The following is a 25215-nucleotide window of genomic DNA, read 5'->3' as shown; positions in this document are numbered from 1 at the left end:
GTGGTCCGTAAAAACGTTGCGATCGGGCCTGTTAACCGCTATATACGGCGCGATTTCCCTTACTGGTGGCCTCAAACCACCGCCCGCGCGGGAACGCGGGCGAACGAGAAGGATTTTCTGAAAATGGCCAACACACTTCTGATGCCCAAGGCGACCGCGGTCTGGCTGGTCGACAACACCGCCCTTTCTTTCGACCAGATCGCGCAGTTCTGCTCGCTGCATCCGCTCGAGGTGAAGGCGATCGCCGACGGCGAATCGGCGCAAGGCATCAAGGGTATGGACCCGATCATCACCGGCCAGCTCACCCGCGACGAGATCGCCCGCGCCGAGAAGGATCCCAACCATCGTCTGAAGCTGTCGGAGCCGAAGGTGCGTGTGCCGGAATCCAAGCGCAAGGGCCCGCGCTACACGCCGCTGTCCAAGCGCCAGGACCGACCGAATGCCATTCTCTGGCTGGTGCGTAACCATCCGGAACTGAAGGATGCGCAGATTTCCCGTCTCGTCGGCACGACCAAGTCGACCATCGAGCAGATCCGTGAGCGCAAGCACTGGAACTCGGCCAATCTGGCGCCGATGGATCCCGTTACGCTGGGGCTTTGCTCGCAGATCGATCTCGACCTTGAAGTGCAGCGCGCCTCGCGTGGCCGCGAACAGGTTCAACCGGTTGGCGATACGCTGCTGCCGGCCGCGCTTACCGAACGCCTCGTGCCCGAGATCGACAAGCCGAAGGCAGAAGACGAGGAACTCGACGCCAATGCCGTCTTCGCCAAGCTCTCGGCGCTGAAGGGCAAGAACGAGGAAGAAGACGAAGAATAAGCGAAGCCGGCGGCGATCATGTCCATCTCCCCGATGAGGGGAGATGGCGTTGCTGCCTCACGCCCCCCTTGCGGTCGGTCCCATGCCGTAGGCTTCGCTGCGCTCGACCGCACGGTAGAAATCTGCGAGCTGCTTGCCGCGTTCCGGCTTGAAGATACGGCCGGCAACATCGAGCGAAGCGATACGGTCGATGCGGAAGGCACGGAAGTCGTCGCGCATCTCGCACCAGGCCACCAGCGTCCACACCTTGCCCCAGAACCACAGTCCGAGCGGGCGCACGTCGCGTGCGGTGCTGCGCCCGGCTTCGTCATTGTAGTCGATGGTCAAGACCTGGCGCTTCTCGATGGAGCGTTCGATCAGATCGATGGCTTCGCGGGCGGCATCGCTCACCACCCACATCGGGGTATGGATTTCGGTGCGGGCGATACGGTCCTTCTCGGTATCCGGCAGTACGGCACCGATCTTGACCAGTGCTTCGTCGGCGGCACGTGCCATGGTGGCGCCGCCAAAGGCACGTACCATGCGGGCGCCCGCAACCAGCGCCACGATCTCGTCGCGGGTGAACATCAGCGGCGGAAGGTCGAACCCTTCCCTCATCATGTAGCCCACGCCCGCCTCGCCATCGATCGGCACGCCGGTCGACTGCAGATCGGCGATATCGCGGTAGATGGTGCGCTCGGACACTTCGAGCCACATGCCTAGCTTCTGCGCGGTGACGAGACGGCCGCCACGCAGATGCTGGACGATCTGGAAAAGCCTGTCGGCACGTCGCATCGTCTTGATCCCATCCGTTCGAACGAAGAGCATTCGTTCCATTTTGTCAGTATGGCATTGTGCTCCTGACAGCATATTGTCAGGAGCTTGCACCGTACTCCCGGGCGAACAGCGCGCGCATCTCGGTCAGCTCGGATTGCTTGTCGGGATACAGTGCGCCGATGAATTCCTTGGCGAAGGTGCCTGGTGCCGACCCGGGCGCTGATACGATCGCCCCATCGGCTACGGCATGCGGTACGTCGTTGTAGTGCTCCGCACCCACATAGGTGGGCAGGTGCTTCAGGATCCAATCCTGGCCGTTGCTGGTATGGGCCTTGTCCTTGAACAGGCCGGCCCGTGCAAGCGCCAGGGTGCCGGCGCAAATGCCACCGACAACGCCGCCGCGTGCTGCAACGGCATTGACCAGGCCGGAAACATCCGGCGCGCCGTCGCTCGCCCAGACATCGGAACCGATGACGGCGACTGCGTCGAGATCGGCATTCTCCGTGCTGTCGATCGAGCGTTGCGGTGTCAGTTGAAAACCGCTTGTCGAGGTGACGGGCTGGCCTTCAGGCGTCAACGAGATGGCTTCCGCACCGAACCATTCGACGGCGGAAGCCGCCAAAAGCCCGTATTCCCAATCGGCAAAGCGGTTGATGAAAACGAAACCGATCTTCTTGCTCTGCGGCACGATCCCGTCCCTTCCTAGTCTCGATGCCACGCCTCTGCAGCTCTTCGCGACACCTCAAATGGCCGACGCTTCCTTGGAACATGCTCCAACAGGATGCCGCGCGTCAGTCGTGGTCCCTTACTTGGGTGTGACAATCTGTCAATCCAAGGGTTCGCCGAAAAAAGTCACTCAGAGCAATTCCAGGAAAAGTGCGCGGCGGTCTTTCCGCGTTTCCGTGAAAACGGAAACACTCTAGTCCTCGCGGCGACGCATGCCGCTATACATATCCGGCCAGCCGATGTCGGCGCGGATCTCGGATGGCAGGCTGTTCAACAGACGCTCAGTACGGATCTCGTTGCGGATCGTGCGGATCTTGCCGACATAACGATGCAGCGAATCGATGATGACGAAACGGTTCATGACAGCCTCCTTCATTTGATGGAGGCATCATCGCATACCCCTCCTGACAGCAGTCTGTCAGGAGTGCGGAAGGCAGTTCAGGCACCTATTCCGCGGGCCTTCAGAGCTTCGGCGATCTCGTCCAAAATGGCAGGATCATCGATGGTCGCGGGCATTTTCCACGCTTCCTTGTCGGCGATTTTCTGCATGGTGCCGCGCAGGATCTTGCCGGAGCGGGTCTTGGGCAGGCGCTTGATGGTCACCACCGTCTTGAAGGCGGCGACGGGGCCGATGCGGTCACGCACCAGGGCCACGGCTTCCTTCTCGACCGCACCATCCTCGCGCGCTGCGCCGGCGTTGAGAACGACCAGGCCAAGCGGCACCTGGCCCTTCATCGTGTCGGCTATGCCGATGACTGCACATTCCGCAACGTCTGGATGCTCGGCCAATACTTCCTCCATGGCGCCGGTCGATAAGCGGTGGCCGGCGACGTTGATGATGTCGTCGGTGCGGGCCATGACGAAGAGATAGCCGTCCTCGTCGATCATGCCGGCGTCGGCGGTCTTGTAGTGTCCGGGAAACTCATCGAGATAGGACTGGTGGAAGCGTTTGTCCGCATTCCACAACGTCGGCAGACAGCCGGGCGGCAGCGGCAGCTTCAACACGACATTGCCGAGTGCGCCTTTCGCCACTTCGTGACCGGCATCATCGAGCACTTGGATATCGTAACCGGGCATCGGCACGCCGGGCGAACCGTATTTCACCGGCAGCGTACCCAAGCCTACCGGGTTCTGGGTAATCGGCGCACCGGTCTCGGTCTGCCACCAATGGTCGATCACCGGCACTTTCAGGTTCCGTTCAGCCCATTTGATAGTCTCGGGATCGGCGCGTTCGCCGGCAAGGAACAGGGTGCGGAATTTGGTGAGATCGTAAGCTGGCACGAGCCTGCCCTGCGGGTCCTGGCCCTTGATGGCACGAAAGGCGGTCGGCGCGGTGAAAAGCGCGGCGACGCCATGGTCGGCAATGACGCGCCAGAAGGTGCCGGCATCAGGGGTGCCCACCGGCTTGCCCTCGAACATCACCGTGGTGCAGCCGGCGAGCAGGGGTGCGTAGACGATATAGGAATGGCCGACCACCCATCCGACGTCCGAGGCCGCCCAGAACACTTCGCCCGGCTTGACGCCGAACTCGTTCTCCATCGTCCATCTCAGCATAACCATATGGCCGCCATTGTCGCGCACCACGCCCTTGGGCTGGCCCGTGGTGCCCGATGTATAGAGCACATAGAGCGGGTCGGTCGCGGCGACGCGCACGCAGTCGACCCAGGCCCCGGCGGCGCGTTCGCGTGCGACCTGGTCGGCAAGATCGAAGTCGCGGCCGGAAACGAGGTCGCAGCGTAATTCCTCGCGCTGGAGCACAAGGCAAGCGTCCGGCTTGTGGCGAGCCAGTTCGATGGCGCCGTCGAGCAGCGGCTTGTAGGGGACGACGCGGCCGGGTTCGATGCCGCAGGAAGCGGACACGATGACTTTTGGTGTCGCGTCATCGATGCGGGTCGCGAGTTCGCGCGCGGCAAAGCCGCCAAAGACCACCGAATGTATGGCGCCAAGACGGGCGCAGGCGAGCATGGCGATCGCTGCCTCCGGCACCATCGGCATGTAGATGATGACGCGGTCGCCCTTGCGTACGCCCTGGTTCCAGAGCACCGATGCCGTTGCAACCACCTCACGCATCAGCTCGGCATAGGTGTAGCGCGTGACCTTTCCGCTATAGGCGCTGTCATGGACCAGCGCGAGCTGGTCGGCGCGACCACCGGTAACGTGACGGTCAACAGTATTATAGCAGGTGTTGCAGATGGCGCCGGTGAACCAGCGGCCGTAGACATCCTCGCGCGGATCGAAGACACGGTCCCAGCGGCGATACCAGTCGATAGCCTCGGCTGCCTTGGCCCAGAAGGCATCCGGGTCGCGTTTCCAGTCGGCATAGACCTCTTGGTAGCGGCTGGCCATCCCGTTTCCTCCCTACTTTTCTTTTCAGAGCGTTTCCGTTTTTCACGGAAACGCGGATACGCACTTTTCCCGGAATTGCTGCAGGAGGAAATCTAGCGTCTACCTGCCCTCAGCGTCTATCTGACTAAGGACGGTGATCGGTGTTGCGCAGCCTTTGACAGCCGGCCTGCGGCCTGCTCAAAAGCGTCGATGTCGAAGCTGCTCGCGCTTATCATCCTCGCCATGATGGCCATCCAGGTCATCAAGCCGCTTGGTCTGCCAGGACTGAGACGGCGGCGCGATTGCTGGAAGCTTGCGGTCGTTGCCCTCGCGGCCATTTCGGTGACAGCGCTGCTTGGTCACCAGTGGTAGACGCGACGTCGTCAGGTCGACGGGATCTCGTCGTCCCCAAGTACAAAGCGCAGCAGATGTTCGGCCCAGGCACGGTAGCCCGCCGCTGAAGCATGGAAGCCGTCGCTGGCGAAGCCGACTTGCGGGTTGGTGATCGGCAGCCGTGAAGCGGGTACCGCGCCGCGCTCGTAGCACAGCCGCGTTCCCATGCGATTCATTTCCTGCGCGCGGATCTCCAGGATCTTGCCGAGCAGCGGAGGCATCGCCGGTGCGCGGGTGAACTCCAGCACCGGCGACCACACCACGCGCGCTTCCGGCCATTTGGCGCGCAACGCATAGAGCAAGCCGCCGAATTCCTTCTTGAAGCGCGGTACCGAGTGAAAATTCTTGGTGTCGTTGGTGCCGATGCAGAGCACGATATGCGTCCAGGCATCGGCCGACAGATTGGGCAGGACGTGATCGCGGATCTGGCCGGACGTCGCCGAATTGAAGCCGGCGGCACGCCAGCGCACGGCTTGGCCGGTCTGTTCCGAGATCAGCGTGGCCAATTGAGCGGCCAGGCCATCCTCGGAACGGCCGATGCCGACTGAGGCAGCGGAGGAATCGCCCAGCACCAGCAGCGAGAGCGGCGGCTTCCTGCCTGTGATCTCGTGCATGACCGGCCCCGAGGCGGGCAGCATGCGCGTGGTGCGGCGGCGCACGCCAATGCCCTGCCAGACATAGACGGGCAGGGCGAACCAGGTAAGCAGGGCGGCGATGCGGGACATGGCAGGCTCGATGCTAGAGCAATTCCAGGAAAAGTGCGTAGCGGTTTTCCGTCCGGAATTGCTTGAAAACAAAGAGTTAGAGCGTTTCCGCGTTTCCGTGAAAAACGGAAACGCTCTAGGACGAGCCAAGCCTTAGCGCAGGACAGGCGACAGATGAATAGGGAGCCTGCGCATCGCAGGTTGCCGCAACGTCAGCGCATCGACCTTGATGGTACGCGGTTCTAATGGCAGCAGGTATCTTCCCTCGGGGTGCCTTCATATTCGTCGTGCAGGCGCACCCAGTCGATCATGCCGTAATAGGGACCGTTTTCATTGCGTCCCTTCGGTGTCATGTCGAGATAGTCATAGGTCGTGATCAGCGGTTCGCCGCCGCGTGCCCGCGACATGAAGGTGAGGAAGATGTTTCCGGCCTCGTCCTTGAAGAAGACGCTGATACCGGGCAGATCGCGAATGGTGATGGGACGGGTCTCGAAATTGTAGATCGTCTCGCCGGCGGCGATCTGCTTGTCGGTGTAGGACACCTGCATGTCGAAGTTGAAATCGCTGGCGAAGGACGAGACCATGTCGAACCTCCAGCCCATGCGTTTCTTGAACGGCAGCAGTTCGGCAAGCGGCGCCCGCGCTACGACCGCCAAAGAGACATCGTGGTGGCGCAAATGCTGGTTGGCGCCGTCGATGTGGTCGCACAGAAAGGAACAGCCCTCGCAATAGCGGTTGCCGCCCGGCCCAAGCATGAAATGGTAGATGATGAGCTGGCTGTTGTCGCCGAACAGGTCGGCGAGATATTTCGGCCCGGCCTCGGTCTCGAAGACATAGTCCTTTCGTATCTTCAGCCAGGGCAGTTCGCGCCGTTCCGCGGCGATCTTGTCGCGCAGGTGCGTCAATTCCTTCTCGCGTTTCAGATGTTCCTTGTGGGCACGAAACCACTCGTCCTGCGGGACGATCTTGCGCTTGGACATGGATCCATTCCTTTCTCCAATGTCCAAGGACGTGTGAGGGCCGTCCATTTCTACAACTGCGACGAAATATTTTCCGCTGGCGGGATTGCACCGGCTGAAAACAAAAACCCGGGCTCGGAGCCCGGGTTTCGAAAATGGATTGACGCCTGTCTCAGGCTGCTGCCTTGGTGCGGGACGCTTCGAAGATGCTGTCGATCGCCGAGCCCAGCGCTGCATTGAATTCGCTGTCGGTCTGACCGGCAGACAGTCCCTCGGTCAAGGCACGAGAGAAGCTGGCGATCATGCCGTCATTCTGCCTGAGCTTCGCATTGGCATCGTCGCGGGAATAGCCACCGGACAAGGCGACCACACGCATGACACGGGGATCGTCGACCAGCGGCTTGTAGAGGTTGGCCCTGGTCGGCAGCGTCAGCTTCAGCATGACCTGCTTGCCTGCCGGCACCTCGTCGAGATGCTTGCGGATTTCCGCCAGCAGAATGTCCTCGGCTTCGGCCTTGTCGGGGATCGAAATCGTGACTTCCGGCTCGATGATCGGGACGAGGCCATGCGCCAGGACCTGCTTGCCGACTTCGAACTGCTGGTCGACGACGGCGGCGATGCCCTTCGGGTTCGCCGCATCGATCACCGAACGCTCTTTCGTGCCGAATATTCCCTTCGCGACCGCGCGCTTCAGCAGCGCGTCGAGGGTCGGCATCGGCTTCATCAGCTTGACGCCGTCCTGTGCCTCGGCCAGACCCTGGTCGATCTTCAGGAACGGCACGACGTGGCGCTTTTCCCAGAGATATTGGGCCGTCGGCGTGCCGTCGATGTCGCGGTCCATGGTCTGCTCGAACAGGATCGCGCCCATGACCTTGTCACCGGTGAAGGCAGGCGACTTGATGATCCGCGTGCGCATCTGATGAACGAGGTCGAACATTTCAGCGTCATTCGACCAGGCGCTTTCATCGACACCGTAAAGCTTGAGCGCCTTCGGCGTGGAGCCGCCCGACTGGTCGAGCGCTGCAATGAAGCCGTCCTTGTTTGCGGCCTGCGCAGCCATGTCCTTGTTCATCTCACCACTCATCTACTGCCTCCTGATTGTCTGCCCGGGCGAATATCAGAAGAGTTTTTGCGATGGAATGCCAGCAAAAACCTTGAATCGATTGAAAGATATCAATTGAGATGTGGAAGTGTTTCATCCGGCAGGAGGCAAGATGAGGGAGATCATGGGGCGGAATGCGATGACGGGGAAACGGCATCCGCCCTATCTCTTTGTTTTGTTGCGTGATCTTCCGGAAAGGCCGCGTTTTTGCTTCGCCAACCTTCGGTTCGCGATCAGGCTTTGAGAACCTCTACTCCCGGCAGCGGCTTGCCTTCCATCCATTCCAGGAAGGCGCCGCCGGCCGTCGAGACATAGGTGAAGTCATCGCCGACGCCGGCGTGGTTGAGGGCTGCTACCGTATCCCCGCCGCCGGCGACTGAAACCAGCTTGCCGGCCTTGGTGCGAGCGGCCGCGTGCCTGGCTGCGGAGACGGTCGCCTTGTCGAAGGGCTCGATCTCGAAGGCGCCGAGCGGGCCATTCCACACCAGCGTGGCGGCGCGGTCGATCCACTGGTTGACCGCTTCGACCGTCTTTTCGCCGACGTCCAGGATCATGGCGTCCGCGGGAACGTTGTCGATAGCGACCGTCTCATTGGCGGCGCCCGCCTTGAATTCGCGCGCGACAACACCGTCAACCGGCAGGATGATGGCGCAGCCGGCGGTCGCTGCCTCGATCATGATCTGCTTGGCCGTGTTGGCGAGATCGTGCTCGCACAGCGATTTGCCGACGTTGGTGCCACGGGCTGCGAGGAAAGTGTTGGCCATGCCGCCACCGATGACCAGGGCGTCGACCTTCTTGACCAGGTTCATGAGCAGATCGATCTTGGTCGAGACCTTGGCGCCGCCCACAATGGCGATGACCGGCTTGACCGGCGCGCCGAGGCCCTTTTCCAGGGCTTCCAATTCCGCCTGCATGGTGCGGCCCGCATAAGCCGGCAACGCACGGGCAAGTCCTTCGGTCGAGCAATGAGCGCGATGCGCAGCCGAGAAGGCGTCGTTGACGTAGATGTCACCGAGCGCGGCGAATTGTTCGGTCAGAGCCGGGTCGTTCTTTTCCTCACCCTTGTAGAAGCGGGTGTTTTCCAGCAGCAGCACGTCGCCGTTCTTCAGCGCGGCGACTGCCTGCCCGGCCTTCTCGCCGACGCAATCGGCAGCGAAAGCGACAGGACGGCCCAGCACCTCTGCGGTGGCTGCCGCGATCGGGCGCAGCGAAAGGTCCGGCGACGGGCCATCCTTCGGGCGGCCGAAATGGGCGAGCAAAACGACCTTTGCGCCCTTGTCCGACAGTTCCTTGATGGTTGGCACGACACGTTCGATGCGGGTGAGGTCGGTGACTTTGCCACCGGCAACCGGCACATTGAGGTCGACGCGTACCAGCACGCGCTTGCCGCTCACGTCGCTGAGATCGTCCAATGTCTTGAAGTCAGCCATGTGCGTCCCTTTAGAGCAATTCCAGGAAAAGTGTGTAGCGGTTTTCGTCCGGAATTGTGTAAAAAACAAAGAGTGAGAGCGTTTCCGCATTTCCGTGAAACGGAAACGCTCTGGCGAAAAGATGCCGGACCTTACTGGTCAAAAACGGGGATGCAAGGCCGCATAACAGCGCAGCGGAAAATATCTCTCCACAAGCTGACGTCAGGCCGGTTGCTGGGCATCGTCATTCTTGTGAACGGTGTCGTCTGAACTGGTTTGCGGTGTTCCGCTTTCGGCGACGGCCTCTGCTTTTGCCGGTTTGCGCAGGTTGCGGATGAAGCCGGCTATGCGGTCGAAAAGCTCGCCGCCACTGAGGAAGACCGGAACCCGCGCCACCGGGGCCGTTGGTTCGAAGGAGAGGCCAAGGCTGGTGATCCGGCCCTTCTCGTCGACGTCGCGGACGATCAACTCGATCGGTCCCAGTGAAACGCGATCGGCATATTCCGCGTGGCCGTCCAGGCGCTCCGTCACCAATGCGCCGATGGTGAGTTTGCGCTCTTCCTCGGTCAGGCCGGGGCCGTAGGCCAGCTCCAGTTCCTCGGCCGGCCGGGCGGGATCGACGGCGAAAGCACCGAAGAAATCCGCATCCTCGGGATCGACCACCGCGCGGCTGGCGAACAGCTTGTCGATCAGGCGCGGATAGCGGTCCGGCACGAAGATATAGACGTTGTCGCCGGCCTGCAGGCGGCCCATGTCCTGGAAGCGCATGGAACGACCATCGCGCACCACCAGTGAGGGCCGCGCCCAGCGGGGGATACGTTCGCCGCGCGCCACCGGGCTTCCGGCAACGACGCGGTAGGCAAGCAGTTCGTGATGAGCGGATCCGGGCAGTTCGAGCTCGACCTTGTCGAGCGGGCCGATGCGGGCAGGAACGATCAAGCCCAGTCGCCGGGCAAGCGGTCCGACGGTCCAGCCCTGTACCACCAGGGACACCAGCACGATGATGAATGCGGCGTTGAAGATCATGCGGCCATGTTCCAGTCCGCCAAGCAACGGAGTGATGGCGAGCAGGATGGAAACGGCACCGCGCAATCCGACCCACGAGACGAAGGCGACCTCGGGGCGCGGCAAGCGGAAAGGCAAGAGGCAGAGCCACACCGCCAGTGGGCGCGCGATGAAAATCAGGAACAGACCAAGCAGGATGGCAGGCAGCAAAATCACCGGGAACTGGGACGGCGTTGCGAACAGGCCGAGCACGAGGAACATGATGATCTGCGCGAGCCACGACATGCCGTCCTGGAAGCGCTTCAGGATGGTGACGGCGCGGATATCGGAATTGCCGGCGACGAGGCCCGCCAGATAGACCGCGAGGAAACCGGAGCCGCCGACGGCGCCGGCTGCGGCGAAGACCATCAGTGACAAAGTGAGCACGAAGATCGGCAACAGTCCGTGGTCGAGATTGAGCCGATCGACGAGGCGCACGATGGCCATGCCGCCGACAATGCCGACCGCTGCTCCCAGGCCCATGTTCAACACAAAGCCGAGGGCAAGGTCGGCGAGCAACACAGGTGCTTCCGGATTGGCGCCTGCCGCGATGACCTCGACCAGCGTTATGGTGAGGAAGATGGCGATCGGGTCGTTGGTGCCTGATTCCACTTCAAGCGTTGAACGCACGCGTTCGCGCAGATTGATCTCGCCCGCGCGCAGCAGAAAGAAGACTGCGGCCGCATCGGTCGACGCGACAGAAGCGCCGAGCAGGAAGGATTCCAGCCAGTTCAGGTCAAGCAAATAGAAGGCGGCAGCCCCGAAAACGGCGGTGGTGAGCACGACGCCGATCGTGGCCAGGGAGAGTGCGGGGCCCGCGGCCTGGCGTAGCACCTTGAGCGGCGTGCCGAAGCCGGAATCGAACAGGATGACGGCGAGCGCCAGCGAACCGATGAAATAAGCGACATTGGCATTGTCGAAGGTGATGCCCAGGCCGTCGACGCCGGTCGCAAGGCCGATGCCAAGGAAGAGCAGAAGCAAGGGAGCGCCAAAACGAAAGGCGATCAGGCTCGAAAACGCGGCGGCCACCACCAGCCCGGTGCCGATCAGCGTCGCGAGGTAGATCGCGTGCTCCATGCTTTCCTGTCCCCTCGCTCGCTCCTGATCTCCGCTTTACGGGAGAGTGGGGCGAAGACATGGCCGGTGCAAGGCGTGAAGGTGATTTTTTGACCTAGCACGCTGACTTTCATGCTTTTTTCGCGCGGGCACATCGGGCCGAAAATCGAAATTGCTTTTCGGCATCGCAAGATGCACTTCAACAAAAAACGCCCGGCAAGGCCGGGCGTTTTTCAAGGAATGAAAGCGAAGCTTTCGATCAGGCGATCGTCTTGCCCATGGCGACAGCAGTGTCGGCCATGCGGTTGGAGAAGCCCCATTCGTTGTCATACCAGGACATGACACGCACGAGGTTGCCATCGATGACCTTGGTCTGGTCGAGCGCGAAGGTCGAGGAATGCGGGTCGTGGTTGAGATCGACCGAGACCAGCGGCTCCTTGGTGTAGGCGAGGATGCCCTTGAGCGAGCCGTCGGCGGCAGCAACCAATGCAGCATTGACCTCTTCGACGGTAACCGGCTTCTTGGCCACGAACTTGAAGTCGATGACCGACACATTCGGGGTCGGCACGCGGATCGAAACACCGTCGAGCTTGCCCTTGAGCTCCGGCAGCACCAGGCCGACAGCCTTCGCGGCGCCGGTGGAGGTCGGGATCATCGACATCGCCGCGGCGCGGGCGCGGTAGAGATCCTTGTGCATGGTGTCCAGCGTCGGCTGGTCGCCGGTATAGGCGTGGATCGTCGTCATGAAGCCCTTTTCGATGCCGAAGGCATCGTTGAGGACCTTGGCCACCGGCGCCAGACAATTGGTGGTGCAGGAGGCGTTGGAGATGACGATGTGATCCTTGGTGATCTTGTCATGGTTGACGCCGTAGACGACCGTGAGGTCGGCGCCGTCGGCGGGAGCCGAGACGATCACGCGCTTGGCGCCGGCGGTCAGGTGCGCCGAGGCCTTGTCCTTCGACGTAAAGATGCCGGTGCATTCGAGCGCGATGTCGACATTGAGTTCCTTCCAGGGAAGCTGGGCAGGATCCTTGACCGCGGTGACCTTGATCTTCTCGCTGCCGATGATGATCTGGTCGCCTTCGACCTTCACTTCATGCGGGAAACGGCCGTGAACGCTGTCGTAGCGCAGCAGGTGGGCGTTGGTTTCGACCGGGCCGAGGTCGTTGACGGCAACGACGACGATGTCCTTGCGGCCGGACTCGTAGATGGCGCGCAAAATGTTGCGGCCGATACGGCCAAACCCATTGATGGCAACTCTGACGGTCATGTTTTTCTCCCGGGGAGCGTGGAAAGGCGGATGAAAAGGTCCGCCGTCTCAATAAAGGGGGGCGGCCAAATAATCCAGCCGCCCGGCCCGTAGGCTAATCGTTTCAGTCACCTGGTGCGACGAAACGGCCCGGCGGATCCTCCGCCGGGGAAGACGTTACTTGGCGTGCAGACGGGCTTCCGCTGCCTTGGCCGCATCCTCGGCGGTGATGCCAAAGTGCTTGTAGAGCTGTTCGATCGTTCCGGATGCGCCGAAGCCGGTCATGCCGACGAAGATGCCGTCGGTTCCGATGATCGGGTCCCAGCCCTGGCGAATGCCGGCCTCGATGGCGACCTTCACCTTGGCCTTGCCGATGATCTTCTCGCGGTAGGCCTGATCCTGCTTGAAGAACAGTTCGAAGCACGGCACCGAGACGACGCGGGTCGGGTGGCCGTGACCCTGCAGCAAGGTGCGGGCGCCAAGCGCGATCTCGATTTCAGAACCGGTGGCGAAGATGGTGACGGCAGCTTCACCGCCTTCGGCAGCGGCAAGCTCATAGGCGCCCTTGCGGCAGAGGTTTTCCGCCACATACTCGGTGCGCACCGCGGGCAGGTTCTGGCGGGTCAGCGCCAGCGTCGACGGTGTCTTTTCCGATTCCAGCGCCAGCTGCCAACACTCCGCGGCTTCCGTCGCATCGGCGGGGCGGAAGACGAGGTGGTTCGGAATGGCGCGCAAGGCCGCCAGGTGCTCGACCGGCTGGTGGGTCGGACCGTCTTCACCGAGGCCGATCGAGTCATGCGTCATGACGAAGATCGAGCGGATGCCCATTAGCGAAGCAAGGCGCATGGCCGGACGCGCATAGTCGGTGAAGCACATGAAGGTGCCGCCGTAAGGAATGATGCCACCGTGCAGCGTCAGGCCATTCATGGCCGCGGCCATGCCGTGCTCGCGGACGCCATAGTGTACGTAGCGCTGACCGTAGTCGTTCGGCGTGATCGCCTTGGTCTGGCTGGTCTTGGTGTTGTTGGAGCCGGTCAGGTCGGCCGAACCGCCAATGGTTTCCGGCACCGCGCCGTTGATGACTTCCAACGCCATTTCCGACGACTTGCGGGTGGCAACCTTCGGCTTGTCGGCGGCCAGCTTCTTTTTGTAGTCGGCGATGACGGCGTCGAAATCCTGGGGCAACTTGCCCGAGTTGCGGCGCTCGAACTCGCCGCGCTGCTTGGCGTCAGTCTTGGCGAGGCGGCTTTCCCACTCGGTGCGCTTCTTGGCGCCGGCTTCACCAACGGCGCGCCAGGCGCTCAGGATATCCGACGGAATTTCGAAGGCCGGCGCCTCCCAGTTGAAGAACTTGCGCGCGCCGGCGATTTCCTCGGCGCCGAGCGGCGAACCATGCACCTTGTTGGTGCCGGCCTTTGTCGGTGCGCCGAAGCCGATGGTCGTCTTGGCAGCGATCAGCGTCGGCTTGTCGGAATGACGTGCAGCTTCGATGGCATAGGCGATCGCCTCCGGGTCGTGGCCGTCGACATGCATGGCGTTCCAGCCAGATGCCTGGAAACGCGCGACCTGGTCGGTGGAGTCGGCCAGTGTGACCGGACCGTCGATGGAGATGTTGTTGTTGTCCCAGAACACGATCAGCTTGTTCAGCTTCAGGTGGCCGGCGAGCGAGATCGCTTCCTGGGAGATGCCTTCCATCAGGCAGCCGTCGCCGGCCAGCACATAGGTGTAGTGGTCGACAAGGTCGTTGCCGAAGGCGGCATTCAGGATGCGTTCGCCGAGCGCGAAGCCGACAGAGTTGGAAATGCCCTGGCCGAGCGGGCCGGTGGTGGTTTCGATACCGGAGGCGTGGCCATATTCCGGATGGCCTGCCGTGCGGGAGCCGAGCTGGCGGAAGTTCTTGATCTCCTCGATGGTCATGTCCTCGTAGCCCGTAAGATAGAGCAGCGAGTAGAGCAGCATCGAGCCGTGGCCGGCGGAGAGGATGAAACGGTCGCGGTCCGGCCAGTGCGGGTTCTTGGCGTCGAATTTCAGGAATCGCGTGAACAGGACGGTTGCAATGTCGGCGGCGCCCATCGGCAGGCCGGGATGGCCAGAATTGGCCTTCTCGACGGCGTCCATGGACAGAAAGCGGATCGCATTGGCCATCCGGTCATGTTGTTCGCGCGAGACCATGGTTCCTCCAGCCGTTCGGTTCGGAAAAGATGCCGGGACACATAGCAGGCCAGCGGTTTGAGTCAATAAAACCTAAATCGATTTAATAGGCTTCTCGTCAAGGAAAATGTCGCTGTGGCCTCATCAATTCCGCGTTAATGGGGGACAGGGGAGGCGACTTTATTGACGGGGCCTTCACACGCCGCCTAATGTTTCACGAATAACGCGTTCTGAACGCGAGCGATTCGGTGATGGGCACGGGCTGAGGACGAAGGCCATGACCGGGGAAACGACCCTTAAAGAAGTGATAGCGAGGCTGGGCAAGGCCATTGAAGGGCTGGAAGATGCCGTCGCCGCAAAGCTCGAAGGCGAGCGCGACTATTCCGAAGCCGAAGCCGAGGTCCAGCGTATGAACGCCGACCGTTCGCGTCTGGCGCAGGAGCTCGACAATTCCGAAGCGCGGGCCGAGCGGCTCGAGGACGCTAACAAGGAAGTGTCGCGCCGGCTGGTGACCGCGATGGAAACCATCCGCGCGGTGCTGGATAGGTAGCGCAGGAGGTCCGGCATGGCGCAAGTCACCGTCACTATCGACAACAAACAATACCGCATGGCCTGCGACGAGGGGCAGGAAGAGCACCTGATCGACCTTGCCGAGCGCTTCGACCGCTACGTCGCGCATCTGAAGGATTCGTTTGGCGAAATCGGTGATCAGCGTCTCACGGTCATGGCCGGCATCATGGTCATGGATGAGTTGTCCGAGGTGCAGAAACGCATCAAGGGCATGGAGAGCGAAGTTCTGACCCTGCGCAAGACCCGCGACGAGGCACTTACCAAGGCAGACAAGAACGATCAGGCCCTGACGGGTGCGCTCAGCTCGCTGGCCCAGCGTATGGAAGATCTCGCGGCATCACTCACGGTGCGGAAGCCCACGGAAAGCCCGTCCTAGAGCGTTTCCGATTTTCTCGGAAACGCGGAAACGCTCTAATTTTTTTGTTTTACGCAATTCCAGACGGAAAACTGCTTCGCACTTTTCCTGGAATAGCGGGCGATCGGCAGGGTGGTGCCGGCACCGGGAAACGATTTTCCAATTTATCTGGCGGGGTGCGGCAAAAATCACCTCCCTAAGGTCATCTTTTTGGAGGAAGATGCGATGATTGCCGGTGTGTTGCCGGCAGCCGCCATTCAACGCGTTTCAAGGGGTAGGTACGCCATGAGCCTTCGTATCAACGATGTCGCGCCGGATTTCACTGCGGAAACAACGCAAGGCAGCATCAATTTCCACGAGTGGATCGGCGATGGCTGGGCTGTGCTGTTCAGCCACCCAAAGAATTTCACGCCGGTCTGCACCACGGAGCTCGGCACCATGGCGGGCCTTGAGGGTGAATTCCGCAAGCGCAACGTCAAGATCATCGGCATCTCCGTCGACCCGGTCGAAAGCCACGGCAAATGGTCGGACGATATCAAGATCGCCACCGGTTATGACGTGAACTATCCGCTGATCGGCGACCGCGACCTCAAGGTCGCCAAGCTTTACGAGATGCTGCCCGCCGGCTCCGGCGAAAGCTCGGAAGGGCGTACCCCTGCCGACAATGCAACGGTTCGCTCGGTCTACGTCATCGGGCCGGACAAGAAGATCAAGCTGGTGCTCACCTATCCGATGACCACGGGACGTAACTTCGACGAGATCCTGCGCGTCATCGATTCCATCCAGCTCACAGCCAAGCATCAGGTGGCAACGCCAGCCAACTGGAAGCAGGGCGACGATGTCATCATCACTGCCGCCGTTTCCAACGAGGATGCGGTGAAGCGTTTCGGCGCCTACGAGACGATCCTGCCCTATCTCAGGAAGACCAAGCAGCCAGGGGCTTGAAGCTGCCTGGAGCAATTCCGGCAAAGTGTGCAGCGGTTTTGTGTCTGGAATTGCGTAAGAACAAAGAGTAGAGCGTTTCCGCGTTTCCGAAAAAGCGGAAACGCTCTAGAAGTGATTGCGCGTCCATTTTGCGTCTGAATGGTTTGTGAGAAGTCTGTGCTTGACGGCTCGGATTTCGCAGATGACGATACTCCGCATCGATCTTGGATTAGAAAACTATTCCAGGTGAACGATGCGGGAGGCGCAGTTGGATGCATCCTTGGCCAGGCCGCAGGTGACCGGCTTCTACGACAAGCCGACCGGGTCCATTCAGTATGTGGTGGCCGATAGCGCGACACGACGCTGCGCTATCATCGATCCCGTTCTTGACTTCGATGAGAAGTCGGGGGCGACCTCCACGGGCAATGCGGATGCGCTGCTCGCTTTCATCGGGCAGAGCGGGCTCGAGTTGGAATGGATCCTCGACACCCATCCGCACGCCGATCATTTTTCCGCCGCTCACTATCTGAAGCGGAAGACAGGTGCGCCAACCGCGATCGGTGAAAAGATCGTGGATGTGCAGGCGCTGTGGAAGGCAATCTACAACTGGCCGGAGTTTCGCGCCGACGGTTCGCAATGGGATCGGCTGTTCGCTGACGGGGAAATCTTCCACGTCGGTTCGCTGCCGGTGCGTGTGCTGTTCTCGCCTGGCCATACGCTGGCGTCGATCACCTATGTTGCCGGCGATGCCGCCTTCATCCACGACACAATGTTCATGCCGGACAGCGGCACGGCCCGTGCCGATTTTCCCGGCGGAAGCGCCGCACGGCTCTGGAGCTCGATCCAGCGCATCCTGGCGCTGCCGGATGCAACGCGCCTGTTCGTCGGTCATGATTATCAGCCGGGTGGGCGCGACGCGTTGTGGGAAACGACGGTGGCCGAGCAGAAGCGCGGCAACTCGCATGTCCGTGTTCCGACGACCGAGGCCGAGTTCGTGGCCTTGCGTGAGGCACGCGACAAGACCCTGCCGATGCCGCGGCTGATCCTGCATGCGCTGCAGGTCAACATGAATGGCGGTCGGTTGCCCGAACCGGAAGCGAACGGCAAAAGATATCTGAAGTTCCCGCTGGACGGGCTGTAATCGCCCAGTCGCCTGGCAAACGCGGACAAACAAAAAAAAGGCGCCGGTTTCCCGGCGCCGTTTCTCATGGATCCGTCGGCAGCGTTAGGCGGCAGGTTGCGCGTCGATTGTGCGCAGCGCCTGGGCCTGGCGTTTGGCGGCGGCCTTGACCGCATCCTGCACCTTTTCGAAAGCGCGCACTTCGATCTGGCGCACACGCTCCCGGGAGATGTCGAATTCAGTCGACAGCTCTTCCAGCGTCAGCGGCTCCTCGGCGAGGCGGCGCGCCTCGAAGATGCGGCGTTCGCGATCGTTCAGGACCGACATGGCGCCTGCCAGCATCTGGCGGCGGTTGTCCAGTTCGTCCTGCTCGATCAGCATTTCTTCCTGGCTGTCGTGATCGTCAACCAGCCAATCCTGCCATTCGCCGCTCTCGCCCTCGGTCGCGCGGATCGGCGCATTGAGCGAGGCGTCGCCGGACAAGCGACGGTTCATGGAGACCACTTCTTCCTCGGAAACGTTGAGGCGGGTGGCGATCTCGGCGATCTGGTCCGGCTTCAGGTCGCCATCGTCCAGCGCCTGAATCTTGCCCTTCACTTTGCGCAGGTTGAAGAACAGGCGCTTCTGGTTGGCGGTCGTTCCCATCTTGACCAGGCTCCACGAGCGCAGGATGTATTCCTGGATCGAGGCCTTGATCCACCACATGGCATAGGTGGCCAGCCGGAAACCGCGCTCCGGCTCGAACTTCTTGACGGCCTGCATCAGGCCGACATTGCCTTCCGAGATGACTTCGCCGATCGGCAGGCCGTAGCCGCGATAACCCATGGCAATCTTTGCCACGAGCCTCAGATGGCTGGTGACGAGCTTGTGGGCGGCGCCTGTGTCTTCATGCTCCTGGTACCGCTTAGCGAGCATGTACTCTTCCTGCGGCTGGAGCATCGGAAAGCGACGGATTTCTTCCAGGTAGCGGCTGAGGCCGCCTTCACCGGAAACGATACTGGGTAGTGATTGGGCCATGAATAGCGCCCTCCTCTCTTTTAGGAATGCCCCCGAAACGCGGCGGGCATGTGACGCGCCTGCCTGACGGCACGATCGCGTTGGTATGGACTATACCGGAACAAAACCGGAAAATCCACGTATTTGTTCAAGGCAGAACAGTGTGTCACTCTGAAGTGAACAATACGAGTCAGGTTTTTTGGTGGCAGGTTCAGAGATTTCGAAAGCCGCCGACCAGATCCTCCATGTCCCCTGGCATCGGCGCCTCGAACCTCATCGCCAGATGGGTATCGGGATGGCTGAATTCAAGTAGACGTGCATGTAAGGCCTGGCGGGGAAAAGCGGCGACCTTGCTCTTCAACGGCTCCGGCAGGCGGTTGACCTTGGTGCGGAAAGCCTGGCCGTAATCGGGGTCACCAACCAGCGGATGGCCGATATGGGCCATATGCACGCGGATCTGGTGTGTGCGTCCCGTTTCCAGCCGGCATTCGACGAGGCTTGCGACGGCGAATTTGTCCTGCCCTTCGCCGAAGCGTTCCTCCACCGAGTAATGGGTGACGGCATGGCGTGCGTCTTCGCGATGCTCGGGCACGACAGCGCGGCGCACCCGGTCGGCGGCGCGGCCGAGTGGCGCGTCGACAATGCCGGTCGGGCGTGGCGGGATGCCCCAGACCAGCGCGACATAGGCGCGCTGCAGGTCGCCGGTGCGGCCGTGGTCGGCAAAGGCCTCGGACAAGGCGCGGTGAGCATGGTCGGTCTTGGCCACCACCATGACGCCACTGGTGTCCTTGTCGAGCCGGTGAACGATGCCCGGGCGCCTGACACCGCCGATGCCGGAAAGGCTCGCGCCGCAGTGGTGGATGAGGGCATTGACCAGCGTGCCCGTCCAATTGCCGGCGCCGGGATGAACGACCAGCCCTGCCGGCTTGTTGATGACGATCAGCACGTCATCCTCGTAGAGAACGTCGAGCGGAATGTCCTCGCCCTGCGGTTCCGCGGGCTCGGGTTCCGGCATCTCCACGGAGATGCTGTCGCCGGCGGCGAGCTTGCGTTTGACCTCGTCTACCTGCCGGCCGGCAATGCGCACCGCACCCTGCTTGATCAGCGCCTGGATGCGACTGCGCGAAAGCTGCGGCGCCAGTTGCGCGGCGAGCCATTGGTCGAGGCGCTGGCCGGCGGCTTCTTCGCCGGCTTTCAGCGCGATCGGTGCCGCCCCTATCAATTCATCGGTGTCTTCGTTATCAGGTGCGGCCATCGAAACAGTTCCGGAATAGATCGCCCATGGCCCGGCCCCTTGCCGATGACGAGGAAGACAAGCCGCTCGATCCGAATGTGGACAAGCTGCGCAGGAAGCTGATCCGCTTCATGGTCGTCAATCTTGGCCTTTTGTTCCTCGCCCTTATGGTCGTGGTGGCGGCGCTTGTCTACAAATCCTACACGGCCAAGCCGACGACGCCGATTGCCGGCGACATCCAGACCCCGGCGGGTGAGCCTCAGACAGGCGACATCGTGCTGCCGGTCGGCGCCAAGGTTCTGTCGCAGTCCCTGTCGGGCGATCGCCTGTCCATCGAGGCGGAATTGACCGACGGCAGCCGCGCGATCTTCGTCTACGACATCGCCGAACGGCGCATGATCGGCCGTTACACGCTGCGCCTTCAGTAGATGCCATGAGCGATTTTGCCGCCGGACGCAGCGTCGCCACCGTCACGCTGGTGGTTGCCGACTATGACGCAGCAATCCGCTGGTACGTCGACCGCGCCGGCTTCGCGCTGACGTCTGATGTCGATCTGGGCGGCGGCAAGCGCTGGGTGACGGTCGAGCCGGCCGGTGGCGGAGCGCGCTTGCTTCTCGCCAGGGCCGAGGGCGCGAAGCAGATTGCCAGCATCGGCAGCCAGACCGGCGGCCGCGTCGCCTTCTTCCTCGAAACCGACGATTTCGCGCACGACCACGCCACCATGCTGGCGCGTGGCGTGGAGTTCCGCGAAGCACCGCGCCACGAACCTTATGGCACGGTTGCCGTGTTTGCGGACCTCTACGGCAATCTTTGGGATCTGATTCAGCTGAAACACTGAAGCGCCCGGCGGAAGCCGTTTCCCAGGGCCGCGCCCTTTCGAACGGCCCAGACGGAGCAGGGGCAGGACAACGCCTTTCCTGGCCAAAACTTGCCGGTTTCAGCCTGTTGCTTTTTCAAACGCGCCAGCCTATATCGCCGTTCTCGGCTGCGCCCATCGTCTAGCGGTCAGGACGGCGCCCTCTCACGGCGCAAACAGGGGTTCGATTCCCCTTGGGCGTACCAGCACCATTCAGCACAAAACTGCGAGCTATCGGCAACGATGGCCGCATTGGGACCGGAAGCGGACAAGCGGCTTCTGGCGTTTTCCCTGACAATAGACGTCATTCCGTTGACGCATGGCAAAGTGCGCGATCGCGCAGGGTCGCCATCGACTGCTTCGTTTTCTCAACTAGGTGACATCTGTGGAAGGCGCATGCCGGTTCGTCGATCGAACAAATGCAAACCTGCCGGATCAAAGGTGATCCCCACGCTGGCGCCGGGTTGCAGCGCAACACGGCCCTGCACCAGCGCCACAAGCTGCGTCTTGCCGGCTTGAAGCACCAGTTGGGTCTCGGCGCCGGTGGGCTCGACCACCAGCACCTCGAACGGTGATCCCTTGTCTGCAAGGCCGACAAGATTGGGCCGGATGCCGACGGTCACCAGCGCTTCCGGCAGTTCGGCCGGCGCTGCGATGCTGATGCCGTCATCATTCAGGAAGCGTCCACCCTCGATACGACCTTCGATGAAGTTCATGGTCGGACTGCCGAGAAATCCGGCGACGAACAGGTTTGCCGGAGCGTCGTAGAGATCGAGCGGCGTGCCCACCTGCTCGATAATGCCATCACGCATGACGACGATGCGGTCGGCCATGGTCATGGCCTCCACCTGATCATGCGTCACATAGATCGTTGTCGTTTTCAGCCGCTGATGCAGAGCCTTGATCTCGGCTCGCATCTGTACCCGCAGCTTGGCATCCAGATTGGACAGCGGCTCGTCAAACAGGAAAACCTCCGGATCGCGCACGATGGCGCGGCCCATGGCAACGCGCTGGCGCTGGCCACCGGAGAGCTGTCCTGGAAATCGGTCGAGCAGGGTTTCAAGCCCGAGCGTACGGGCGGCGTTCCCCACCTTGGCCTGCATCTCTTGCCTGGGAACACCCGCGAGCTTCAGTGAGAACGCCATGTTCTGCGCCACGGTCATATGCGGATAGAGCGCATAGTTTTGGAAAACCATCGCGATGTTGCGATCCTTCGGCGCGACATCGTTGACCACTTCGCCGTCGATGCTGACCGTACCGCCGGAGACATGTTCCAGGCCGGCGATCATGCGCAGCAGAGTGGATTTGCCACAGCCCGACGGCCCGACCAGGATGACGAACTCGCCGTCCTCGATGGCGGTCGAGACGCCATGCACCACCTGCACGGCGCCGTAGTGCTTCACCACATTGTCAATGTCGACGCGCGCCATCGTCAACGCCTCTTGCCGGCTTCCACCGCCGCCCAGTTGTGGTAGGGGCGGCGGAAGGCCGGCACCCGGTCCGCGACGCTCGGCAAAGCGTCGAACGGCTTGTGAGGCTCATTCTGATACCAGAATGCGACCGAGGAGATGTCGTCGGCGCGGCGATTGGCGTGGCCGTGCTCGATGGTGACGCGAATGTTCTTCTGGAAGATCACCGGATCTTCGATATGCCAGCGATACAGCGTCACCGGCTCGGTCCAGTTCGGCCCGCCGGCGGCGATGATGCCGTGATAGGGCGCATCATAATCCTGCGTCGGGCACCAGGCGGTGTTGAAATAATCCTCGGTGCCGGTGCCGTGCAAAGTGGGCGGCCAGGCATCGTTGGCGCCGGGCGCGGATTCGGGCCGATCCTCGATCGGCGCGGCTTTCGGCCCGATGCGGGGGTCCGGCTTGCGAATGGTGTCCGGCACGCAAAGGCCCGGTTCGCCGTCGACGAAGATCATGTCGTCGCCTTCGCCATACCAGTCCCACACCTCGGCGCGGCGACGCGAGTAGACACTGTAGAGCACGCCGACATAGTGACCGTGGCCGGCAGCATCGAGAATGACGTAGTTGTCCTTGCCGTCGACGGTCTCGCCGCCGAACAGCACCTGCTCATTGGTCAAGCCGGTCTCGTCGAAAGGTTCAGGCCTTTCCTGCCTGTATTGCGCGTGGAAACGGCCGAGGTCCTCTTCCAGTTCGTCATGCAGTTCGAGGTCGATATAGTAATAGAACAGAAGGTCGTGTTCGGCCTCGTTGGTGATGGTGAACTTCATGCCGGAGCCGAAGGGCATCGGGAAATAGCAGTTGAAAGCCTTGCCATCCTCCGGGCTCGCCTGCATCGGCAGGCTCGCATAATTTTTCGTGCGCGCATGACCCATGCCGAAAAAGTCGCCGATCGGCGCCTGGATGCTGGGCTCTGCCTCGCCGTCCCACCAGGCACGCAGCACCGCCTTGCGCAGATAGCTCTCGCTCTGACACTGGATGGTGACCCAGATGTGCGTGACGATGCCGGCGCCCGCGTGTTCCGCGATGGTGACGGTCTGTCCGGGCTCCACATGCAGCCGGTCGTCATTTCCGCCGGTACGGTCATAGCTGGAGAACCGCCTCGTCTTGGCCTTGCGCAGCTTGGCGAGGCCGCGCAACGGGGAAAGCCCGGCATTGGTCATTCTGATGTCCTTGGCATTGTTCGCGGTCATTTCAGGCCGCTCGTCTTGATCGAGTCCATGATCTGCCGCTGGAAGATCAGGAACAGCACGAGGGTGGGGATGGCGATGATGGTCGACGCAGCCATCATGTAGTTCCAGGCAGCGGAATATTCGCTTTTGAAGTTGGCGATGCCGACCTGCACCACCCAGAGATCCTGGTCGGAAGCCACCGTCAGCGGCCATAGGAAGGCATTCCAGTTGGCCAGGAAGAACAGGATCGCCAGCGCCGCGAGGATGGGCTTCGACAGCGGCAGGATCACGCTCCAGTAGATGCGCCAGTAGCCGGCGCCGTCGATCACCGCCGCCTCCTCGATCTCACGCGGGAGCGAGAGATAATATTGGCGCAGCAGGAAGATGCCGAAGGCGTTGAAGATCGACGGCACGATGATGCCCGCATAAGTGTTGAGCATGCCCATGGCGCGCACGATGATGAACAGCGGCACGATGATGACCGGCAGCGATACCAGCAGCGTCGAAAAGATGGCGAGGAAGATCAGCTCACGGCCCGGAAAACGCAGCCGCGCGAGCGCATAGCCCGCCATGGAATGGAAGAACAGCGCCACCACCGTGACGGTGGCGGAGACAAAAAGACTGTTTGCCATGTAGCGGACGAACGGGACTTCGGTGATCACATAGGTGAAATTCCCGAATGTCGGCGATGCGGGCAACAGTGTCGGTGAAAACGCGTCCTGCGCCGTCTTGAACGAGATCGAGGTCATCCACAAAAGCGGGAAGATGATCATCAGCGCCAGGATCGCAGCGACCGTCATCCAGACCAGCCGCACCATGGTGACCTGTGAGGCACTGAAATAGAGCGAAGGCTTCTTAGTCATAGCTGAAGCGACCTCCGCGGGTGAGCAGGAACATCAGACCGGTCAGCACCATCAACGAGATGACCAGGATCGACGACATCGCCGCCGCATAGCCGAACGCGCCAAAACCGAAGGCCTGCTGGTAGATGTAGACGATCAGCACGGAGGTCGAATTTGCCGGGCCGCCGGAGGTCATGACCCAGATGATGTCGAAGGCCTGGCTGCCGGCGACCGCTGCCACCATCGAGATCATGATGACGAAGAAGCTGGTCGGCTTCAGCAGCGGCAAGGTGATGTACCAGAAGCGGGCAAAAGGCCCGGCGCCGTCCATCGTCGCCGCCTCGTAATACATCGCGGGTATGTCCTGCAGGCCGCCGAGAAAGATCAGCATGTAATAGCCCATCAGGAACCAGACGCTGACCGCCACGACCGTGAACAGCGCGAAATCGGGGTCGCCCAGAAGCGAGATGCCGGCAAATCCCAGCGCCGACACCAGGCGGGTAAGCACGCCGATCTTGTCGACCACCAGGAACTGCCAGACCAGCGCCACGACAACGAGGCTGATCATGTGCGGCGCGAAGAACATCGAGCGGATAACACCGTTGAAGCGGTTGGTCTTTTGCACCAGCAGCGCCAGGCTCAGTCCGCAGACATAAAGCAGAGGGACGAGCATGACGGCATAGAGGGCTGTTACCTTGGCCGATTGCCAGAACAGCCGGTCCGACATCATCTTGGTGTAGTTGGCCATGCCGACGAAACGGTAGGAGCCGAAACCATCCACCTCGTAAAGGCCGAGCACCAGTGACAGCAGCATCGGCAGGCCGAGGAAGACGAGCAGCCCCAATGCGTCGGGCAGCACGAACAGATAGCCGGCAATCCATTCCCGGTGCCGGGCGGAAATGCGGCTGCGCTTGAATTTGGGTTTGGCTGTCGTGGTCATGGGTCCAGGCAACGGCTCCGAACCGGCGAACGCCCCCCCCGCGGGGCTGG

Annotated in this window: 25 protein-coding genes and 1 tRNA gene; 9 read left to right on the top strand and 17 right to left on the bottom strand. The window is 61.7% G+C overall.

From position 1 onward, the window contains the following. Window positions 1-123 precede the first annotated feature (123 nt). On the top strand, window positions 124-816 hold the full coding sequence (locus tag ACFWXH_RS17855) for a DUF1013 domain-containing protein (RefSeq protein ID WP_054313949.1): 693 nt from the start codon (window positions 124-126) through the stop codon (window positions 814-816). Window positions 817-873: 57 nt separating this feature from the next. Here ACFWXH_RS17855 and ACFWXH_RS17850 read toward each other — a convergent pair whose 3' ends face one another. The 4 genes from ACFWXH_RS17850 to ACFWXH_RS17835 form a co-directional block, all read right to left on the bottom strand. Then, window positions 874-1590 carry a helix-turn-helix transcriptional regulator gene (locus tag ACFWXH_RS17850; RefSeq protein WP_379122458.1) on the bottom strand — a complete coding sequence of 239 codons (717 nt, stop codon included), beginning with the start codon at window positions 1588-1590 and terminating at the stop codon, window positions 874-876. Window positions 1591-1669: 79 nt separating this feature from the next. Further along, the gene (locus tag ACFWXH_RS17845) at window positions 1670-2260 is read right to left on the bottom strand and encodes a DJ-1/PfpI family protein (protein WP_379122456.1); all 591 of its coding nucleotides are present in this window, start codon (window positions 2258-2260) and stop codon (window positions 1670-1672) included. Window positions 2261-2491: 231 nt separating this feature from the next. Continuing rightward, window positions 2492-2659, bottom strand: coding sequence for a hypothetical protein (locus ACFWXH_RS17840; RefSeq protein ID WP_162839679.1), 168 nt, complete (start codon window positions 2657-2659; stop codon window positions 2492-2494). Window positions 2660-2736: 77 nt separating this feature from the next. Further along, complete coding sequence (locus ACFWXH_RS17835; protein WP_379122453.1) at window positions 2737-4644, bottom strand: propionyl-CoA synthetase; 1908 nt, start codon at window positions 4642-4644, stop codon at window positions 2737-2739. Between the two features lie 189 nt (window positions 4645-4833). On the opposite strand from ACFWXH_RS17835, the gene ACFWXH_RS17830 reads away from it, so the two are divergent. Then, on the top strand, window positions 4834-4995 hold the full coding sequence (locus ACFWXH_RS17830) for a hypothetical protein (RefSeq protein ID WP_162839678.1): 162 nt from the start codon (window positions 4834-4836) through the stop codon (window positions 4993-4995). Between the two features lie 11 nt (window positions 4996-5006). On the opposite strand, the gene ACFWXH_RS17825 is transcribed toward ACFWXH_RS17830, so the two are convergent. The 7 genes from ACFWXH_RS17825 to tkt form a co-directional block, all read right to left on the bottom strand. Beyond that, window positions 5007-5741 carry an SGNH/GDSL hydrolase family protein gene (locus ACFWXH_RS17825; protein ID WP_379122451.1) on the bottom strand — a complete coding sequence of 245 codons (735 nt, stop codon included), beginning with the start codon at window positions 5739-5741 and terminating at the stop codon, window positions 5007-5009. A 221-nt stretch (window positions 5742-5962) separates the two neighbouring features. Beyond that, window positions 5963-6700 (bottom strand): DUF899 domain-containing protein, encoded by a 738-nt coding sequence (locus ACFWXH_RS17820; RefSeq protein ID WP_379122449.1) that lies wholly within the window; start codon window positions 6698-6700, stop codon window positions 5963-5965. 151 nt (window positions 6701-6851) lie between these two features. Next, a complete protein-coding gene (locus ACFWXH_RS17815) occupies window positions 6852-7751 on the bottom strand; it encodes a fructose bisphosphate aldolase (protein ID WP_379123283.1) in 900 nt (299 codons plus the stop codon). Between the two features lie 263 nt (window positions 7752-8014). Further along, window positions 8015-9211, bottom strand: a complete 1197-nt coding sequence (locus ACFWXH_RS17810) for a phosphoglycerate kinase (protein ID WP_379122447.1) — start codon at window positions 9209-9211, stop codon at window positions 8015-8017. A 201-nt stretch (window positions 9212-9412) separates the two neighbouring features. Then, window positions 9413-11311, bottom strand: coding sequence for a potassium/proton antiporter (locus ACFWXH_RS17805; protein ID WP_379122445.1), 1899 nt, complete (start codon window positions 11309-11311; stop codon window positions 9413-9415). Between the two features lie 238 nt (window positions 11312-11549). Next, complete coding sequence (gene gap / locus ACFWXH_RS17800; protein WP_379122443.1) at window positions 11550-12560, bottom strand: type I glyceraldehyde-3-phosphate dehydrogenase; 1011 nt, start codon at window positions 12558-12560, stop codon at window positions 11550-11552. A 156-nt stretch (window positions 12561-12716) separates the two neighbouring features. Next, window positions 12717-14711, bottom strand: a complete 1995-nt coding sequence (gene tkt / locus ACFWXH_RS17795; RefSeq protein ID WP_379122441.1) for a transketolase — start codon at window positions 14709-14711, stop codon at window positions 12717-12719. Window positions 14712-14967: 256 nt separating this feature from the next. Between tkt and ACFWXH_RS17790 the strand changes: the two genes are divergently transcribed. From ACFWXH_RS17790 to ACFWXH_RS17775, 4 genes are all read left to right on the top strand, one after another. After that, window positions 14968-15240 carry a DUF4164 domain-containing protein gene (locus tag ACFWXH_RS17790; RefSeq protein WP_054313700.1) on the top strand — a complete coding sequence of 91 codons (273 nt, stop codon included), beginning with the start codon at window positions 14968-14970 and terminating at the stop codon, window positions 15238-15240. Window positions 15241-15255: 15 nt separating this feature from the next. Beyond that, entirely contained in the window at window positions 15256-15636 is a 381-nt protein-coding gene (locus ACFWXH_RS17785) for a cell division protein ZapA (RefSeq protein WP_054313699.1), read from the top strand. A gap of 264 nt (window positions 15637-15900) precedes the next feature. Then, entirely contained in the window at window positions 15901-16560 is a 660-nt protein-coding gene (locus ACFWXH_RS17780) for a peroxiredoxin (protein ID WP_054313947.1), read from the top strand. A gap of 247 nt (window positions 16561-16807) precedes the next feature. Next, window positions 16808-17680 carry an MBL fold metallo-hydrolase gene (locus tag ACFWXH_RS17775; protein ID WP_379122438.1) on the top strand — a complete coding sequence of 291 codons (873 nt, stop codon included), beginning with the start codon at window positions 16808-16810 and terminating at the stop codon, window positions 17678-17680. An 84-nt stretch (window positions 17681-17764) separates the two neighbouring features. Here the strand turns inward: ACFWXH_RS17775 and rpoH are convergent, their stop codons facing one another. Beyond that, the gene (gene rpoH, locus ACFWXH_RS17770) at window positions 17765-18676 is read right to left on the bottom strand and encodes an RNA polymerase sigma factor RpoH (RefSeq protein ID WP_054313698.1); all 912 of its coding nucleotides are present in this window, start codon (window positions 18674-18676) and stop codon (window positions 17765-17767) included. Window positions 18677-18866: 190 nt separating this feature from the next. Continuing rightward, complete coding sequence (locus tag ACFWXH_RS17765) at window positions 18867-19910, bottom strand: RluA family pseudouridine synthase (protein WP_379122436.1); 1044 nt, start codon at window positions 19908-19910, stop codon at window positions 18867-18869. Between the two features lie 26 nt (window positions 19911-19936). On the opposite strand from ACFWXH_RS17765, the gene ACFWXH_RS17760 reads away from it, so the two are divergent. The 3 genes from ACFWXH_RS17760 to ACFWXH_RS17750 all read left to right on the top strand — a co-directional run bounded on the left by ACFWXH_RS17760 (window position 19937) and on the right by ACFWXH_RS17750 (window position 20951). Further along, the gene (locus ACFWXH_RS17760) at window positions 19937-20317 is read left to right on the top strand and encodes a hypothetical protein (protein ID WP_054313696.1); all 381 of its coding nucleotides are present in this window, start codon (window positions 19937-19939) and stop codon (window positions 20315-20317) included. A 5-nt stretch (window positions 20318-20322) separates the two neighbouring features. Then, window positions 20323-20727 carry a VOC family protein gene (locus ACFWXH_RS17755; RefSeq protein WP_379122433.1) on the top strand — a complete coding sequence of 135 codons (405 nt, stop codon included), beginning with the start codon at window positions 20323-20325 and terminating at the stop codon, window positions 20725-20727. A gap of 149 nt (window positions 20728-20876) precedes the next feature. Continuing rightward, window positions 20877-20951 (top strand) — tRNA-Glu (locus tag ACFWXH_RS17750). Window positions 20952-21113: 162 nt separating this feature from the next. Here ACFWXH_RS17750 and ACFWXH_RS17745 read toward each other — a convergent pair. The 4 genes from ACFWXH_RS17745 to ACFWXH_RS17730 are packed head-to-tail and all read right to left on the bottom strand — an operon-like array spanning window position 21114 to window position 25165. After that, window positions 21114-22175 (bottom strand): ABC transporter ATP-binding protein, encoded by a 1062-nt coding sequence (locus ACFWXH_RS17745; RefSeq protein ID WP_379122431.1) that lies wholly within the window; start codon window positions 22173-22175, stop codon window positions 21114-21116. Between the two features lie 2 nt (window positions 22176-22177). Further along, window positions 22178-23374, bottom strand: a complete 1197-nt coding sequence (locus tag ACFWXH_RS17740; RefSeq protein ID WP_379123282.1) for a glycoside hydrolase family 172 protein — start codon at window positions 23372-23374, stop codon at window positions 22178-22180. Window positions 23375-23400: 26 nt separating this feature from the next. Beyond that, window positions 23401-24246 (bottom strand): carbohydrate ABC transporter permease, encoded by an 846-nt coding sequence (locus ACFWXH_RS17735; protein WP_379122429.1) that lies wholly within the window; start codon window positions 24244-24246, stop codon window positions 23401-23403. Continuing rightward, entirely contained in the window at window positions 24239-25165 is a 927-nt protein-coding gene (locus tag ACFWXH_RS17730) for a carbohydrate ABC transporter permease (protein WP_379122427.1), read from the bottom strand. Before ACFWXH_RS17730 ends, ACFWXH_RS17735 begins: the two co-directional genes overlap by 8 nt. Window positions 25166-25215 lie beyond the last annotated feature (50 nt).

This window comes from Mesorhizobium sp. NPDC059054, from assembly GCF_042739215.1.
Lineage (GTDB): Bacteria > Pseudomonadota > Alphaproteobacteria > Rhizobiales > Rhizobiaceae > Mesorhizobium.
This window is presented reverse-complemented; position numbering and strand designations above follow the sequence as displayed.

Excerpts from the sequence above, each read along its gene's own strand:
- ACFWXH_RS17855 (WP_054313949.1), top strand. The coding sequence starts at position 124 with ATGGCCAACACACTTCTGATGCCCAAGGCGACCGCGGTCTGGCTGGTC.
- ACFWXH_RS17850 (WP_379122458.1), bottom strand. The coding sequence starts at position 1,590 with ATGCGACGTGCCGACAGGCTTTTCCAGATCGTCCAGCATCTGCGTGGC.
- ACFWXH_RS17840 (WP_162839679.1), bottom strand. The coding sequence starts at position 2,659 with ATGAACCGTTTCGTCATCATCGATTCGCTGCATCGTTATGTCGGCAAG.
- ACFWXH_RS17835 (WP_379122453.1), bottom strand. The coding sequence starts at position 4,644 with ATGGCCAGCCGCTACCAAGAGGTCTATGCCGACTGGAAACGCGACCCG.
- ACFWXH_RS17830 (WP_162839678.1), top strand. The coding sequence starts at position 4,834 with ATGTCGAAGCTGCTCGCGCTTATCATCCTCGCCATGATGGCCATCCAG.
- ACFWXH_RS17825 (WP_379122451.1), bottom strand. The coding sequence starts at position 5,741 with ATGTCCCGCATCGCCGCCCTGCTTACCTGGTTCGCCCTGCCCGTCTAT.
- ACFWXH_RS17820 (WP_379122449.1), bottom strand. The coding sequence starts at position 6,700 with ATGTCCAAGCGCAAGATCGTCCCGCAGGACGAGTGGTTTCGTGCCCAC.
- ACFWXH_RS17815 (WP_379123283.1), bottom strand. The coding sequence starts at position 7,751 with ATGAACAAGGACATGGCTGCGCAGGCCGCAAACAAGGACGGCTTCATT.
- ACFWXH_RS17810 (WP_379122447.1), bottom strand. The coding sequence starts at position 9,211 with ATGGCTGACTTCAAGACATTGGACGATCTCAGCGACGTGAGCGGCAAG.
- ACFWXH_RS17805 (WP_379122445.1), bottom strand. The coding sequence starts at position 11,311 with ATGGAGCACGCGATCTACCTCGCGACGCTGATCGGCACCGGGCTGGTG.
- gap (WP_379122443.1), bottom strand. The coding sequence starts at position 12,560 with ATGACCGTCAGAGTTGCCATCAATGGGTTTGGCCGTATCGGCCGCAAC.
- tkt (WP_379122441.1), bottom strand. The coding sequence starts at position 14,711 with ATGGTCTCGCGCGAACAACATGACCGGATGGCCAATGCGATCCGCTTT.
- ACFWXH_RS17790 (WP_054313700.1), top strand. The coding sequence starts at position 14,968 with ATGACCGGGGAAACGACCCTTAAAGAAGTGATAGCGAGGCTGGGCAAG.
- ACFWXH_RS17785 (WP_054313699.1), top strand. The coding sequence starts at position 15,256 with ATGGCGCAAGTCACCGTCACTATCGACAACAAACAATACCGCATGGCC.
- ACFWXH_RS17780 (WP_054313947.1), top strand. The coding sequence starts at position 15,901 with ATGAGCCTTCGTATCAACGATGTCGCGCCGGATTTCACTGCGGAAACA.
- rpoH (WP_054313698.1), bottom strand. The coding sequence starts at position 18,676 with ATGGCCCAATCACTACCCAGTATCGTTTCCGGTGAAGGCGGCCTCAGC.
- ACFWXH_RS17765 (WP_379122436.1), bottom strand. The coding sequence starts at position 19,910 with ATGGCCGCACCTGATAACGAAGACACCGATGAATTGATAGGGGCGGCA.
- ACFWXH_RS17760 (WP_054313696.1), top strand. The coding sequence starts at position 19,937 with ATGGCCCGGCCCCTTGCCGATGACGAGGAAGACAAGCCGCTCGATCCG.
- ACFWXH_RS17755 (WP_379122433.1), top strand. The coding sequence starts at position 20,323 with ATGAGCGATTTTGCCGCCGGACGCAGCGTCGCCACCGTCACGCTGGTG.
- ACFWXH_RS17745 (WP_379122431.1), bottom strand. The coding sequence starts at position 22,175 with ATGGCGCGCGTCGACATTGACAATGTGGTGAAGCACTACGGCGCCGTG.
- ACFWXH_RS17740 (WP_379123282.1), bottom strand. The coding sequence starts at position 23,374 with ATGACCAATGCCGGGCTTTCCCCGTTGCGCGGCCTCGCCAAGCTGCGC.
- ACFWXH_RS17735 (WP_379122429.1), bottom strand. The coding sequence starts at position 24,246 with ATGACTAAGAAGCCTTCGCTCTATTTCAGTGCCTCACAGGTCACCATG.
- ACFWXH_RS17730 (WP_379122427.1), bottom strand. The coding sequence starts at position 25,165 with ATGACCACGACAGCCAAACCCAAATTCAAGCGCAGCCGCATTTCCGCC.